This window comes from Phenylobacterium sp., from assembly GCF_046291545.1.
Taxonomy (GTDB): domain Bacteria; phylum Pseudomonadota; class Alphaproteobacteria; order Caulobacterales; family Caulobacteraceae; genus Phenylobacterium.
The window spans coordinates 490,241-504,741 of record NZ_JBKBSM010000002.1; the positions used below are offsets into that span (position 1 = coordinate 490,241).

Genomic DNA, 14,501 nt, shown 5'->3' on the forward strand with positions numbered 1-14,501 from the left:
CCTCACTCCGTATCGAACGCGGCCGGGACGGGGGCGAATCCCGCCGCCTCGGACAGCACATGATAGCGCTGAATGTAGCGCTCCTGGGCCTGGCCGGGGGAGAGCGGTTCGATGTGCAGCACGTAGCCGGCCGGCGGCGCCCCGAAGAACGACAGGGCCTCCTCGTGGGTGAAGCCGGCGAGCTGGGTGGCCTCGAAGAACGCGCAGGCGCGGTCGGCCTGCTTGATCAGCTTCTTGATCGCCGCGGGGGTCTTCGCCGGCAGGCCGAAGCGCACGTGGATGGCGGTCTCCAGCCGCTCCTCGAACGCCTTGTAGTCGTAGCCGAGGGCGGCCTTGAACGGCGAGATCATGTCGCCGATCACATATTCGGAGGCGTCGTGCAGCAGGGCGGCCAGGCGCCACCTGGGCTCGATGTCCGGCTGCACGTGGGCGACGATCTCCTCCACGACCACCGAGTGCTGGGCCACGGAGAAGGCGTGCTCGCCCACCGTCTGGCCGTTCCAGCGGGCCACGCGCGCCAGTCCGTGGGCGATGTCCTCCACCTCGATGTCCATGGGGGAGGGGTCCAAGAGGTCCAGCCGCCGTCCCGACAGCATGCGCTGCCAGGCGCGCGGTTCGCTTTTTCCTTTACGCAGCCCTTTTCTCACCGAAGCGTTCCTCTCACAGTCAAGGTCGCCAACCGCACCGGCTGTGAACTGACGGACGGCTTGAGAAAGATCAACGCAGTGCGTGCTCCTGAGACGCACTGTCCCCAACCAAGAGAGGGAGACAGATGAGCTGGGCTCGAATCATGGCGCCGCTTTCCGGCGGAGCGGGCGACGCGGCGGCGATTTCGGCGGCGGCCGCGCTGGCCGAACCCTTCGGCGCGGAGTTGGCGGGCGTCTACACCCCCGCCGACGTGGCCGACGTCATGCCCTGGATGGGCGAGGGCTTCCTCGGCGGGGTGCAGACCACGGCCCTGGAATCCCTGCGGGAGGCGGCCATGGCCGGGGAGGCCAGCGCCAAGGCGGCGATGGACGCCTGCCCCTATGCCAGGAAGAGCTTCATCTCGCTGCAGACTCCGGTGTGGGCGGGCCTGTCGGCGGAGAGCCGGCTGTCGGACGTGGTGGTGTTCGGCGACGACCCGGCGCGGGGGCGCGGCCCCCTGGCCGAGGCCTTCCAGCAGATGCTCGCCGACGAGCAGCGCCCGATCGTGGTGGGCCGCCGCGGCCTCAAGGTCGGCTCGGCGGTGGCGGTCGCCTGGGACGGGGGCAAGGAAGCCTCCCGCGCCGCGCGCCTGGCCGTGCCGCTGCTGGAGAAGGCCTCCAAGGTGGTGATCCTGTCGGCGCCGAAGGCCACTTCGCGCAGCTTCGACCCTGCCCGGCTGCAGGCCTACTACGCGGCCCGCGGCGTCAAGTCCGAGGTCGAGATCCTGCCGGACTCCGGCGACGCCGCGCCGATCCTGCTCTATGCGGCCCAGAAGGCCGGGGCCGACGTCCTGGTGGCCGGCGCGTTCGGCCACCCGCGGCTGCAGGAGTTCATCTTCGGCGGCACGACGCGCTCGCTGCTGAACGCGGACGAACCGTCGCTCTTCCTGTCCCACTGATCCCAGTCCAAGGCGCACGACATGCCTCTTTCGCGCATCGTGATGCGGCTCGCCCGCAATCCCGGAACCGAGTTCGCCGGCGGCGACGACCATCGCGGCTATTCCCTCATAGCGCCACTGACGCCCGACGGACACCTGGACGAGGCCGCCTACGCCAAGGCGCGGGGGGAATGCACGGTCCGGCGGTTCGCGCCGGACGAAGACCCGAGCGACGGGCGTCTGGCCCGCCGCGGCGCCCGCTGGTTCTTCGACTATGAGGCCGGCGACACCGAGGACGACGAGCCGGTCCACCGCCTGGGCGAGCACCGCTTCGCCGTCGGCGAGTACGTGACCGTGACCGACGAGGACGGCCGGCCGCTGACCTACAAGGTGGTCGAGGTGCGGCCGGTGGACTGAGCCCCGCTCAGACCCCGCCGTTGCGGCGGACCAGCTTCTTGACCGCGTCATAGACATGGTCGTGGTCGCCGCCGCTGTCCTGGCCCCGCACGATGGCGACGGCCAGCGGACCCGTCCGCGGGCCGCCGGCCTCGTATCCGGCGTAGCCGCCGCCCGGAAGCTGGTCGCCCGCGAGCAGGAAGGTGGCGCGCACGCCGCGCTTCTCGCGGGAGAGGGCCTCGCCCTTCAGGCGCACGTCGCGGCGCATCCGGATCTCGGCGCCTTCGCCGTCGGCGTCGATGTGCAGCGGGCCGATGCGCACCTGCGCGGAGTCATCGCTTTCGTCGGCGACGATGTGCACCCCCGGCAGGTCGACGCGGGTGCGGCCGTCGCCGCCCTCGTCCTCGACGGCCCAGTCGGCGGCTTCCGCCTCGGCCTCAGCCTGCGCCTCGGGAGAGAGGGGCTTGCGGGCGGCGGGCGCCGAATCGGCCTCGGCCTGGGCGACCGCCGCCGCGGCGGCGGAGGCGGCCTTGGGGCTGGGGGCGGTCTCGGCCTGCGCCACGTCCTTCACCGGCGGCGCGTGGGCGGCCACGTCGCGCCGGATCTCGTCCTCCAGGCCCTTCAGCGTGGCGTCGAGGCCGCCGCTGACGGGGATCAGCTTCAGGGTGATTTCGGCGCCGTCCTCGGCGACGTAGGCGCAGGACTTGCCGTCGGCGGCCTGGCTGACGCGCTTCAGACCGTCCTCGGCGTCCGGGCAGTCGAGCCGGCTGATCGGCCTGTGGCCGCCGGCGGTGCACCCGGCCGCAGCCAGGGCGAGCGCCGCCGCAGCGGTCGCCGTAAGCATCTTCATGGAGAGGTCTCCGGTCCCGTTCATGGCTGAACGGTGGCCGGAGGCCTCGCCTAGGTCGAGTGAATTCGCGTTAAGCCGGGGCTACTGGCCGGGACGCGAACCGGCGCCCTCGCGACGGGCCAGGAAGGCCAGGCGCTCGAACAGGTGCACGTCCTGCTCGTTCTTCAGCAGCGCGCCATGCAGGGGCGGGATCAGCTTGGTGGGATCCTTTTCCTTCAGGGCGTCGCCGTCGATGTCCTCGACCATCAGCAGCTTGAGCCAGTCCAGCAGCTCGGACGTGGAGGGCTTCTTCTTCAGGCCCGGCACCTTGCGCATGTCGTAGAAGATGCGCAGCGCCTCGGCGACGAGCTTCTGCTTGATGCCCGGATAGTGGACCTCGACGATCTCGTTCATCGTCTCGGCCTCGGGGAAGCGGATGTAGTGGAAGAAGCAGCGGCGCAGGAAGGCGTCCGGCAGCTCCTTTTCGTTGTTCGACGTGATGATCACCACCGGCCGGACCTTGGCCTTGATGGTCTCGTTGGTCTCGTAGACGTAGAATTCCATCCGATCGAGCTCCTGCAGGAGGTCGTTCGGGAACTCGATGTCGGCCTTGTCGATCTCGTCGATCAGCAGCACCGGGCGCTTCTCGGCGGTGAACGCCTCCCAGAGCTTGCCCTTCTTGATGTAGTTGCGGACGTCCTTGACCCGCTCGTCGCCGAGCTGGCTGTCGCGCAGGCGGGTGACGGCGTCGTACTCGTAGAGGCCCTGGTGCGCCTTGGTGGTGGACTTGATGTGCCAGGTAATGAGGTCGGCGCCCAGCGCCTTGGCCACTTCATAGGCCAGGACCGTCTTGCCGGTGCCGGGCTCGCCCTTGATGAGCAGGGGCCGTTCGAGGGCGATGGCGGCGTTCACCGCGACCTTGAGATCCTCGGTTGCGACGTAATCGTCGGTGCCTTCAAATCGCGTGCTCATCAGGGCTCCCTGTCGGCGGACGTATCGGTCCGCGCTCGAACAATTGTTTCAACTGCCGTCAAACTATAGGCCGCGGCGCCATATTCAAGCGGCTTGAACGCCGCGGCGCAGGGCGAGCCGCCGCGTCGACGCGGCCGCAGCGGGCCGCGGCGTCGATCGTCCGCAGGGGAGGCGCCGGATCAGCCGCGGCGGGAGCCGCCCGCGCCGTTCAGGTAGCCGAGGTTGCGCAGGTCGTCGTCGTCGAGGTCGCGGGACTGGAAGTTCGTGAAGTCGTCCTCGCCGCCGGTGGCGCCGTCGGCGTCGCGGACCTCCTCCAGACCGTCGATCTCGTCGGCGGCGAAGGCTTCGTCGCGGTCCTCGAGGTCCTCGTCCTCCTCCTCGTCGACGATGGCGGCGCGGAAGTGGGCCTCGTCGTCGTCCTCCTCGAGGTCGTCGTCGTCGAAGGAATCCTCGTCGAACTCGTCCTCGTCGTCGTCGCCCTCGGCCTGGGTGACGTCGAGCACGTCCTCGAACTCCTCGAGGGTCGTGAACTCGTCGTCCTCGCTGTAGTTGGTCTCGTCGTAGGTCTCGGCCTGGTCCTGCGACTCGAACTCGGCTTCCGGCCTCGGATCCGGCATGGATCGCTCCCTCGGTTCAGGCGCAAAGCCGCGCCCTGGCCGATTCAACCGGCGGCGGCGGCGCGCGTTCCCTGGCCGACGAAGTCCGAAAGCGCGCCGGCGATGCGGGCGATCACCGGATCCCAGTCGCCGAACGCCTCGGCCGAGAACATCCGCGCCTGGCTGTACCAGGGGTAGCGGTCGGTCCCGAGCTGGGTCCACGCGCCGGGGGTGGAGATCAGCCAGGTGGGCACGCCGCAGGCCGCGGCGAGGTTCGACGTGGCGTTGGCCGGGCCGATCACGAGATCCATGGCGCTGGCGAGGGCGGCCACGTCGTCCAGGTCCATCTTCAGGTCGATGTCCTGGGGCTGGAGGATCTCCACGCCGAACTCGCGCCGGACCATGTCGATGTCGGCGCTGCAGTCGCCGTACTGCAGATTGACGAAGGTCGCGCCCGGGGTGGCGAAGATCGGCCCCCAGCGGTCGATGGGCGAGAAGTACTTCCGGCGCGAGGAGTTGATCAGCATGCTCGTCCAGACGAGGCCGATCTTGCGGCCGGGGGCGGCGGCGAACTGGCCGCGCCAATGCTCGATGCGCTCCGGGTCCGCCCTGAAGAAGCCCTGGGGCCGCTCGGGGAACGCCTCGAGGGACAGGCGGAACTGGCGAAGGGGCTGGCCGAGGGGCGCCCACAGGTCGACGTCGGCCCAGTCGCCGATCCACGGCACCGAGCGGATGTTGCGCCCGTGGCGCTTGAAGGTGTGGTGGGCGCCCACCTGGATCTGTGGGAACGAGCGCTGGAAGAGCGGGACGAGCCGGCGCTCGACCGCAAGGCTCAGCCGGCCGCCGGGGCCGAGGGCCTGCAGCACGTCGTCCAGCATGTTGGCGAACAGCACCTCGTCGCCCAGGCCCTGTTCGCCGATCAGCAGCAGGTGGCGGCCCTGGATGTCGTCGAACGCCCGCCACTGGGGCCGGTTGACGAGGAAATGGATCGGGTCGTGGAAGTGGGGCGACAGCCGCGCTTCGTAGGCTTCCCACCCCTGCGGCAGATCGCCGCTGGCCAGAAGCATGGTGGAGAGCGCCAGGCCCATGGTGGCCCGCTCGTCCGGCGCCTCGGTGGCCTCCATGGCGCTGCGGCAGTCCTCCAGGGCGGTCTCGGTGTCGCCCAGGGCGAAGAGGATGTTGGAGCGGTTGTAGCGGGCCTTCAGGTGGCCCGGGTCCAGGCGCAGGGTCTCGGTGAAGAAGACCGCGGCCTGCTCGGTTTCGCCCATGTCGGACATGATGGTGCCCAGGGTGTTCCAGAGCAGGGGCCGGTCCGGCGCGGCCTGGATCGCCGGCTTGAGCACCTCGATCGCCTCGTCGTAGCGCATCTGTTCGCGCAGCACGCAGGCCAGGTTGTTGGAGCTCTCCGGCGCATGGGGGCGGGCGGCCAGGTGGTAGCGGAACAGAGCCTCGGCCTGGGGGAACATCTGCATGCGAAAAGCCAAGCGGCCCAAGTCGTTAGCGATCTCGGGGCTGTCCGGCTTGAGGGCCAGGGCCTTCTCGTAGGCGTCCAGCGAGGAGGCCCAGTCGCCGAGCTTCTCGAAGGCGATCCCGAGGACGTGATGGGCGAGGTCGTTGCGCGGATCGTGGCGCAGGGCCTGGCGGCAGGCCTTCACGGCGCGGTCGAACTGATGAGCCGAAACGGCGGCGAGGGCGGCGTTCAGGTGCGGGACCGCCGCCTTGGCGGCGCGGGCGTCGGCGAGCTCCTTGCGCAGCCGCCGGATCGCATCCGCCGAGGCGCTGTCGCCGGCCGGGACGATGGCCTTGGGATCGCGCGCACCGGGCCGCGCCAGGTCGTTTTCCGCGCCCACGCGCCACCTCGTCTTGCTGAGAGTCGGCGGAAGCTTGAAAAATCATGCTTAACGGTCTGCTAATGGCGAGTGGAGCCGCCCGGGCAACGAGCGGTTAACTCCCATCGACCTAGCGTAGCCTGGAGCACGGAGCGGACGCCGCGGCGTGCGACTGGGCGACACGCCTCAAGCCGGGGGGGCCGGCGTTTGGAGACTGAGGAATGCCGCTGAAGCTGTCCCTGAAGCCCGGTGAGAAGTTCGTTCTCAACGGAGCCGTGGTTCAGAACGGGGACCGTCGCACCACGCTGGTTCTGCAGAACAAGGCGTCCGTGTTGCGTGAAAAGGACATCATGCAGCCCGAGGAAGCCAATTCGCCGGCGCGGCGGATCTACTTCCCGATGATGATGATGTACCTGGATGAGGTGGGGGCCAACCGCTACTACGACGAGTTCGCGGAGCGGTTGACTGAGTTCATGGGGGCGATCCGCAACCCCGAGATCCTGGCGGACTGTGTCGCGATCTCGAAGCACACCATGGCGCGCGAGTATTACAAGGCGCTGATGCTGTGCCGGAAGCTGATCGAGTATGAAGACGTGAGGTTGGGGAATGTCGCTTCAAGCGTACCAGCAGGCGGCCGTCCGGGCTGAGGCGCCGCGAGACGCCGAGTACCGGCTGTTCGGCCAGGTGACGCGCGCGCTGATGGCGGCGTCCAAGGCCGACCGGTTCGATTTCGCCACGCGCATCGACGCGCTGGACTGGAACCGCCGCCTGTGGTCGGCCCTGGCGCAGGATTGCGCCAACCCGGGCAACCGCTTGCCGGTGCAGGTGCGGGCCAACATCATCAGCCTGAGCCTGTGGGTCGGACGCCACTCCAGCGCGGTGATGCGCGGCGAGGAATCGTTCGAGGATCTGATCGAGGTCAACAAGATGATCATGCAGGCCCTGGGCGGGCAGGGGGCCTCCTCCGCCGCCGCCTGAGGCGCCCGCGCCGCAACGCCGCAACGCCACAATGCCAGACGCCGGTCCGCAAGGGCCGGCGTTTTGCGTTGAGCCGGCGGCGGGCGGCGGGCGCGGCGGCAAGAACTGCCTAGCGATCGGCAGAAAATGCCGGCCAGGGCCGGGCTTGCCGGGTCGTTGGCGCCGGCCGGGCGTTGGCGCGCTGGAAAATACTGAACAAAAACAATGTGGATGTCTGGCGGGTGGGCGTGGCCCGGCGCTTGCTTGACCCGTTCCCGGGCAAAACGCCCCCGGCAGCCAAAACGGCGTCGGACCCTGAGAAAAGAAGGACTGACCGCTATGGGAATGAATAGCGTCAACACCAACGTCGGGGCGATGGTCGCCCTGCAGAACCTCAACTCCACCAACAAAGAGCTGAGCACGACTCAGAGCCGGATCAACACCGGCCTGAAGATCGCGACCGCCAAGGACAACGGCGCCATCTGGGCCATCGCCCAGAACCAGCGCGCCGAATCGAGCTCGCTGAACGCCGTCATGTCGTCGCTGCAACGCGGCCAGTCGACGGTGGACGTGGCGCTCTCCGCCGGGCAGGCCATCTCCGACATCCTGGTTCAGATGAAGGAAAAGGCCGTCGCCGCGTCGGAAACCGGCCTGACTTCCGCGTCCCTGAAGGCGCTGAGCGACGAATACGTCGCCCTGCGCAACCAGATCGACACGATCTCGGAGAACGCCTCGTTCGACGGCGTGAACCTGATCTCGGACACGGCGACGAGCTCGACCTCCGTGGCGGCCATCGCCAACGCGGACGCCTCGGCCACCATCGACATCGCCCACCAAGACCTGTCGACCAGCAACTCGGCCATCACGGCCACGCTGAGCGACCTGACGGGCGGCGCGACGTCCTCGGACATCGCGAACATCGAAGCGGCCATCCAGGACGTGTCGTCGAAGCTGTCGACCCTCGGCACCGGCTCGAAGGCGCTCGAAACCCACCTGAACTTCGTCGGCAAACTCCAGGACACCCTGGACGCCGGTGTGGGCAACCTGGTGGACGCCGACCTGGCCAAGGAAAGCGCGAAGCTGCAGGCGCTGCAAACCAAGCAACAGCTCGGCGTGCAGGCCCTGTCCATCGCGAACCAGTCCTCGGGCATCCTCCTGGGTCTGTTCCGATAAGCCTTTCGGGTGCGGTTCACCCGCGCCCGCAAGCGTCGGCGGCGGGGAGGCGAGCCTCCCCGCCGTTTTCGCTCAAATGGAGTCGCCGCCTTCGATCAAGAAGCGGCGAAGGGATAGATGGAGAACAAAGTCGCACTTCCTGCGCCTCTCCACGAGATCGAGCCGGTTCCCCCGGTCCGCCAGGCTGCCGTCGCCCCACAGGCGCCGGAACCCCGGCAAGACATGGCCGACCTGCGCCTCGTGATCGAGGAGAACGCCAACACCGGAACCTTCGTCTACAAGACCATCGACCGGCGCACCGGCGAGGTCGTCTCGCAGATTCCCCGCGAGGAAATGCTGAAGCTGCAGCAGGACGAGGGCTACGAGGCCGGCGCCGTCATCAAGACGCAGGCGTGAAGTCTTAACCCGGCCTGACGGCCGCAAATCCGGCCCCTGCAAGGGGTTCGCCGCGCTCGGGCCCGCCGATGCGCGGTATAGCGCGTTCCGTCGTTAACTTTCTGATCACCATGTTCCCCCTAGCGTTAACCATGCTTTGGGGGGTGCGAGTCGGGCGCCGTCCAAGCCTCTCTGAAGGAGACGGCCGCCATGGCGATATCGGTGAACACCAACAAGTCGGCGCTGATCGCGCTGCAGAACCTGAACACGACGAACGAAAAGCTGGCGGACGTCCAAAGCCGGATCAACACCGGGCTTCGGGTGTCGAACGCGAAGGACAACGCGGCCATCTATGCGATCGCGCAGAAGCAGCGCGCCGAGTTCAGCTCGCTGTCGGCGGTGAAGATGAGCCTGGACCGGGCGACATCCATCACCGACGTGGCCATGACCGCCGGCCAGGAGATCTCCGACATCCTCGTGCAGATGCGCGAGAAGGTGGTGGGCGCGGCCGACGGCTCGGCCTCCACCGCCTCCAAGAAGGCCTTCGACGACGAATACCAGACGCTGCTCCAGGCGATCGGCCAGTTCGCCAACTCCGCCGAGTTCGACGGGGTGTCGGTGCTGAACGGCACGATCACGGCCCCGATCTCGTTCCTGGCGAACGCGGAGGGCGACAGCTACATCACCCTGTCGCCGCAGGACTTCACGGTCTCCGGCTCGGTCATCAACCTGTCGGGCACGGTGCTGACCGGCTCGTCCTCCGCGACCCAGTCGGTGCTGGCCCAGCTGGACGCGGCGATCTCCTCGGTGACCGCCTCGCTGGCCGAGCTCGGCGCCCAGGCCAAGCAGATCGAAAAGCACGTGACCTTCGTCTCCAAGCTGCAGGACGTGCTGGAGACCGGCATCGGCAACCTGGTGGACGCCGACATCGCCAAGGAAAGCGCCCGACTCCAGGCCCTGCAGGTGCAGCAGCAGCTCGGCGCCCAGGCGCTGTCGATCGCCAACTCCGCGCCGCAGATCATCTTGCAGCTCTTCCAGGGCTGACGCCGTCTCCGTTGGGGAGCGTGCAAGCCCTGGGGCCGCGCGGGCGGTCCCGGGGCTTTTTCCTGGCCGCGGCGCGGGGTCTTAACGGCTCGTCAGGCCTTATGGCGCAGGTTTCGTCTGGGTGACTGCGTAACGGAAAGCCGACGTCTTGATCACGTTCGACAGCAACCTGCTGCTCAGCTACTACCAGGCGCGCTCCAGCGCCGGGGGGAGCAGCGTCGCGTCGGCCTCGAGCGGCCTGGCGACGAAGAAGGCCGTGCCCACGGCGCCGTGGAGTTCGCTGTCCAAGGCGCCGCAGGCCGACGAGCTGATGAAGTCGGTCCTGGTGGGCCGCAAGTTCGTCGACGAGAATGCGGCCAAGCTGGACGTCAAGGGCGCCAGCGACGACTACAAGAAGCTGTTCGCCATGCACCAGGCGCTGTCGACCCTGGAGGCGCTGGCCAAGCGCGCGGACGCGGACGACGTCTCCGCGGCCGAGCTGAAGCGGCTGCAGTCGGCGTTCACCCGCGGCATGGCCGAGGTGTCCGACTACATCGACACCACCAAGTTCGACACCCTGCGCCTGACGCACGGCGACGCCACCGAGCGCGCCAAGATGAGCGTCGGGGTGCCGAAGACCAAGGCCGCCTACATCACCGCCCCGTTGCACAGCGGCCTGTCCTCGGAGGAGGTCGAGGCCTTCCAGGGGCCGGTGGTGTTCAACCTGTCGGTCAAGAAGCTCAACAACACCACGACCGACGTGAGTTTCGACCTGTCGGAGATGGGCGCGACGCCCCGCACCATGGGCAACGTCGTCAAGTACATGAACGACAAGCTCGCCGCCGCGGGCGTCTTCACGCGCATGGCGGTCGAGCGGATCCCCGGCGAGGAGAAGACCACCACGGTCAACGGCAAGGAAGTGGTGCTGGCCAAGGCGGTCGACCAGTTCGCCTTGAAGATCCAAGGGGATACGACCGAAAAGCTCACCTTCTCGGCGACCACCTCCGCCCCGGCCGTCTATGTGACCCAGACAGTCGGAGACCCCGACCCCGACGGCAAGGCGACCACCGACGACGCGGTCCAGCACGAACAGCTCATCAAGCTTGAGACCGGCGCCGCCTCGGACGCCGTGCGCCGCCCGGGCGACGTGAACTGGGTCGAGGGCCGGGTGTTCGCCGTGGACCTGCCCGAGGAGGTCTCGGCCGTGCGCAAGACCGTCACCGGCGCGGACGGCTCGGTCTACATGCTGGCCGACGTCACCGGCACGGTCGACGGCCAGACCATCAAGGGCCAGGGCGACGTCGCCCTGATGAAGTTCGATTCGGCCGGCAAGCTTGTCTACACGCGCACGCTGGGGGCGGCGAACGAGGCGGACGGGTTCGGCCTGGCCGTAGCCGCCGACGGCAAGATCGCCATCAGCGGCTCGGTGACCGGCGCGCTGATCCGCGGCGACGACGGCGTGGACGCCGCCAAGTCCGACAGCTTCGTGACCGTGTTCGACGCCGCCGGCCAGGAGCTCTGGACCAAGCGGCAGGGCTCGCGCGACGAGGACGAGGCGACGAGCCTGGCCTGGGGGGCGGACGGCACGCTCTATGTGGCGGGCCGCACCAAGAGCGCCCTGAGCGGCCAATCCTCGTCCGGCGGCTGGGACGGCTATCTGCGCAGCTACAGCGAATCCGGCAACCTGATCACGACCAACCAGTTCGGGACCACGAGCGACGACAAGATGGTCGGCGTGGTGGTCGACGGGACCAATGTGGTGGTGGCCACCCAGGAGGGCGGTAACGCCAAGCTGCGCCGCTTCGACTTCACCACCCCCGGCGCGCCGACCCTGGCGGCCACGCGGGACCTGGGCTCCCTGGGCGGGGGCGCTCTGGCGGGCGTGGCCCTGGACGGCGGCGACATCGTTCTGGCCGGCTCCTCCGGCGGGGCGCTGAGCGTGGGGACGACCACGCGGGCGTCGTCGGGCGGGGTGGACGCCTTCGCCGCGAAGATCTCCTCCAGCCTGGCGCCGAGCGGATCGGACGCCATCGCCTACTACGGCGGAACCGGCGAGGACCGGGCCACGGCCATGACCATCTCCGGCGGCAAGGTCTGGATCGCCGGGACCTCCAAGGGCGACATCGGGGCCCAGACCAAGATCGGCGAGGTGGACGGCTTCGTCGCCGAGCTCGACGTGGCCGCCGGGACGGTCGGGTACAGCCAGCGCTTCTCGGGCGAGGAGGGCTTCGCCGCGCCGACCACGATCGCCGTGGGGCAGACGGGCTCCAGCGTCCTGGACCGCCTGGGGCTGCCGGAAGGGGCGATCGCCTATTCCGACTCCCAGCGGATCACCGCCGCCACGGCGGCGCGGGACGGCGACACCTTCCAGATCCGCACGCGCTCGGGCGGCCGGGCGGCGACGATCACCATCGAGGAGAAGGACACCCTCGACACCCTGGCCGCCAAGATCCGGCGCGCGACGGGCTATGCGATCCGCGTCGACGTGGTGTCCGACAGCGACACCCGCAAGCTGCAGATCAAGCCGATCAACGACCGCTACAGCCTGGAGATCCTGGGCGGGACGGGCGGCAGAGACGCGCTGGAGGCGCTGGGCCTGCAGGAGGGCTTCGTCCGCTCCACCAAGGTCGAGGACGACGTGATCGTGCCGGCGGACGGCGGGACGCCGATGTACGGCCTGAAGATGGACCGCGGGCTGAACCTGAACACCGAGACCGACGTCAAACACGCGCTGGACGAGCTGTCGCTGGCGATGTCGACGATCCGCAGCGCCTATCGGGCGATGCAGGCGGAGGCCACGCCAAAGGATCCGCTGGCCAACGTCAAAGGCACGGCGCCGGCCTACCTGACCGCGCAGATCGCCAATTACCAGGCCGGGCTCGACCGCCTGCTGGGCGGCGGCTGAGGGCTTGGGCCAGCGCGCGCTTGAAACCGCGCACGCCGCGGTCTAGCCAGGGGGCATGGAAGTGCTCAAGGATCGGCGCGTCGTGCTGGCGCTCGTCGGCGGCGCAGTGGCGCTGGCGGCGGGCGTGATGATCGCCCTGGCGCTGACCTCGGGCGGGCGCGGCTCCAAGGCCCCGCCGCCCGCCTCCCAGGGGGGGCTGATCGTCGAGACCCGCCAGCCGGACGACAAGCTGGACTCGGCCCGCCCGCTGCGCTGCTTCGTGGCCGGGCAGTTCGTCGGGGAGCTCACCCTGGCCGAGTGCGCCGAGCGCAACGGCGTGGCCACCGGCGCCCTGGACGTGGGGGTGGACGAGACCGGCGCCCTGGCCGCCGCCGACCAGGCCGGCACCAACCTGACCCCCCTGCCGCCCGCCGAGGCCGAACCCGCCGCGCCGGCGCCGGCCCAGCCGGAGACGGGCGGCTACGCCGAGGCGGGCCCCGCCGGCGGCTGCTGGCGCTACGCCGGGGACTGGCGGCGCCTTCCGGGGGACATGACGCTGAACGCCTGCGTCCAGGCGCTGTTCGCCGGCCGCTGCGAGCGCGCCGGACAGGCCACCTACGGCCGCTGGATGCAGCAGACCCTGCGCCTGGTGCCGGGGCGCGTGGAGGTGTCGGGCGACAACCGAAGCTTCCGCACTCTGGCCGAGCAGGGGCCCGGCTGCGCCATCGCCCCGATCGGCTGACGGCGCTCGCCTCGCGCCGGCCGGGCGTGTAGGCTCGCGCCATGCTTCGCACCGCCGCCGTCCTCGCCGTTTCCGCCCTTGCGTTGATCGCCTGCCAGAAGCGCGTCACGCCGCCGGGGGACATCGGCGTCTGCTATCACGCCATCCCGCAGAAGGACGGCACGATCCGCTACAACAAGGTGGGCGGCGAAACGCCGAACCTGGAGACCTGCGCGGCCCAGCTCGAGGCGATGCGCATCCGGTTCCTGAGGCTGGGCGGCAACCAGCAGGAGATCATGGGCGCCTATCAGGGCAACTTCCTGTTCCTGCAGAAGGAGGGGATCTTCACCTCGCCCTCGCTGCAGTCGGGCCGCTACCTGGCGCTGGTGCGCACCGGCGACGGGCGCCTGGCGATCCCCGGCGCCATGCCCCAGCAGCCCTGAGGGCGGCCGCGTCCGTCTGGGGACGGACGAGGAACATACATAGAACATCTGTTGATCGGGGGCGCGCGAGCGGCTAGCGTGCCTGCGGGCCAACGCCCGCACTTACGGAAGCTTCAAGGACATCGACATGGCGGGCAGCGTCAACAAGGTCATTCTGGTCGGAAATCTCGGCGCCGATCCGGAGATCCGCACCCTCAACTCCGGCGACCGGGTGGCGAACCTGCGCGTCGCCACCTCGGAAACCTGGCGCGACCGCAGCAGCGGCGAGCGCAAGGAGCGCACCGAGTGGCACCGGGTGGTGATCTTCAACGACAACCTGGTGAAGGTGGCCGAGAACTACCTGCGCAAGGGCTCGAAGGTCTATATCGAGGGCGCCCTGCAGACCCGCAAGTGGACCGACCAGTCGGGCCAGGAGAAGTTCTCCACCGAGGTGGTGCTGCAGAAGTTCCGCGGCGAGCTGACCATGCTGGACGGTCGCGGCGAGGGCGGCGCCGAGCGCGGCGGGGACGACTACGGCGGCGGCTATTCGGGCGGCTTCTCCAGCGGCGGCCCGCGCCAGCAGGGCTCGGGCCCGCGGGAAGACTTCTCGGCCGACCTGGACGACGAGATCCCGTTCTAGCCCGGAAAAGTGATCCGGACGTAACTAAGCGGCCAGTTCCTCACGGAGTTGGCCGCTTTTTTATTGCACCTATCCCGGCTGCGACATCGGCAGTTAGCTTGAAAAGGCTTACTCCGAGGG

16 protein-coding genes are annotated in these 14,501 nt (G+C 69.1%); 11 read left to right on the forward strand and 5 right to left on the reverse strand.

The genetic code is table 11. From position 1 onward, the window contains the following. Positions 1-2: 2 nt before the first annotated feature. Positions 3-647 (reverse strand): YfbR-like 5'-deoxynucleotidase, encoded by a 645-nt coding sequence (locus ACK4YQ_RS08885; RefSeq protein ID WP_409610448.1) that lies wholly within the window; start codon positions 645-647, stop codon positions 3-5. A gap of 125 nt (positions 648-772) precedes the next feature. On the opposite strand from ACK4YQ_RS08885, the gene ACK4YQ_RS08890 reads away from it, so the two are divergent. After that, positions 773-1,585: a universal stress protein gene (locus ACK4YQ_RS08890; RefSeq protein ID WP_409610450.1), complete on the forward strand. Its 813-nt coding sequence runs from the start codon at positions 773-775 to the stop codon at positions 1,583-1,585. Between the two features lie 21 nt (positions 1,586-1,606). Further along, a complete protein-coding gene (locus tag ACK4YQ_RS08895) occupies positions 1,607-1,981 on the forward strand; it encodes a hypothetical protein (RefSeq protein WP_409610452.1) in 375 nt (124 codons plus the stop codon). A gap of 7 nt (positions 1,982-1,988) precedes the next feature. Here the strand turns inward: ACK4YQ_RS08895 and ACK4YQ_RS08900 are convergent, their stop codons facing one another. From ACK4YQ_RS08900 to ACK4YQ_RS08915, 4 genes are all read right to left on the reverse strand, one after another. Further along, on the reverse strand, positions 1,989-2,810 hold the full coding sequence (locus tag ACK4YQ_RS08900) for a hypothetical protein (RefSeq protein ID WP_409610454.1): 822 nt from the start codon (positions 2,808-2,810) through the stop codon (positions 1,989-1,991). Positions 2,811-2,891: 81 nt separating this feature from the next. Beyond that, entirely contained in the window at positions 2,892-3,761 is an 870-nt protein-coding gene (locus ACK4YQ_RS08905; RefSeq protein ID WP_409610456.1) for an AAA family ATPase, read from the reverse strand. Positions 3,762-3,940: 179 nt separating this feature from the next. Then, positions 3,941-4,378 carry a primosomal protein gene (locus ACK4YQ_RS08910; RefSeq protein WP_409610458.1) on the reverse strand — a complete coding sequence of 146 codons (438 nt, stop codon included), beginning with the start codon at positions 4,376-4,378 and terminating at the stop codon, positions 3,941-3,943. Positions 4,379-4,422: 44 nt separating this feature from the next. Beyond that, complete coding sequence (locus ACK4YQ_RS08915) at positions 4,423-6,207, reverse strand: tetratricopeptide repeat protein (protein WP_409610460.1); 1,785 nt, start codon at positions 6,205-6,207, stop codon at positions 4,423-4,425. A 200-nt stretch (positions 6,208-6,407) separates the two neighbouring features. Between ACK4YQ_RS08915 and flbT the strand changes: the two genes are divergently transcribed. The 9 genes from flbT (at position 6,408) to ACK4YQ_RS08960 (ending at position 14,381) form a co-directional block, all read left to right on the forward strand. Then, positions 6,408-6,833 carry a flagellar biosynthesis repressor FlbT gene (gene flbT, locus ACK4YQ_RS08920; RefSeq protein ID WP_409610462.1) on the forward strand — a complete coding sequence of 142 codons (426 nt, stop codon included), beginning with the start codon at positions 6,408-6,410 and terminating at the stop codon, positions 6,831-6,833. Continuing rightward, the gene (flaF, locus tag ACK4YQ_RS08925) at positions 6,793-7,164 is read left to right on the forward strand and encodes a flagellar biosynthesis regulator FlaF (RefSeq protein WP_409610464.1); all 372 of its coding nucleotides are present in this window, start codon (positions 6,793-6,795) and stop codon (positions 7,162-7,164) included. Before flbT ends, flaF begins: the two co-directional genes overlap by 41 nt. Positions 7,165-7,482: 318 nt before the next feature. Then, positions 7,483-8,316 (forward strand): flagellin, encoded by an 834-nt coding sequence (locus tag ACK4YQ_RS08930; protein WP_409610466.1) that lies wholly within the window; start codon positions 7,483-7,485, stop codon positions 8,314-8,316. 222 nt (positions 8,317-8,538) lie between these two features. Then, positions 8,539-8,712 (forward strand): flagellar protein FlaG, encoded by a 174-nt coding sequence (locus tag ACK4YQ_RS08935; RefSeq protein ID WP_409610468.1) that lies wholly within the window; start codon positions 8,539-8,541, stop codon positions 8,710-8,712. 189 nt (positions 8,713-8,901) lie between these two features. Further along, positions 8,902-9,735 carry a flagellin gene (locus tag ACK4YQ_RS08940; RefSeq protein WP_409610470.1) on the forward strand — a complete coding sequence of 278 codons (834 nt, stop codon included), beginning with the start codon at positions 8,902-8,904 and terminating at the stop codon, positions 9,733-9,735. Between the two features lie 148 nt (positions 9,736-9,883). Further along, a complete protein-coding gene (locus ACK4YQ_RS08945; RefSeq protein WP_409610472.1) occupies positions 9,884-12,619 on the forward strand; it encodes a hypothetical protein in 2,736 nt (911 codons plus the stop codon). Between the two features lie 55 nt (positions 12,620-12,674). Further along, positions 12,675-13,340, forward strand: a complete 666-nt coding sequence (locus ACK4YQ_RS08950) for a hypothetical protein (RefSeq protein ID WP_409610474.1) — start codon at positions 12,675-12,677, stop codon at positions 13,338-13,340. A gap of 41 nt (positions 13,341-13,381) precedes the next feature. Continuing rightward, positions 13,382-13,762 carry a hypothetical protein gene (locus ACK4YQ_RS08955; RefSeq protein ID WP_409610476.1) on the forward strand — a complete coding sequence of 127 codons (381 nt, stop codon included), beginning with the start codon at positions 13,382-13,384 and terminating at the stop codon, positions 13,760-13,762. A gap of 127 nt (positions 13,763-13,889) precedes the next feature. Beyond that, entirely contained in the window at positions 13,890-14,381 is a 492-nt protein-coding gene (locus tag ACK4YQ_RS08960; protein WP_409610478.1) for a single-stranded DNA-binding protein, read from the forward strand. The last annotated feature ends 120 nt before the right edge of the window (positions 14,382-14,501 follow it).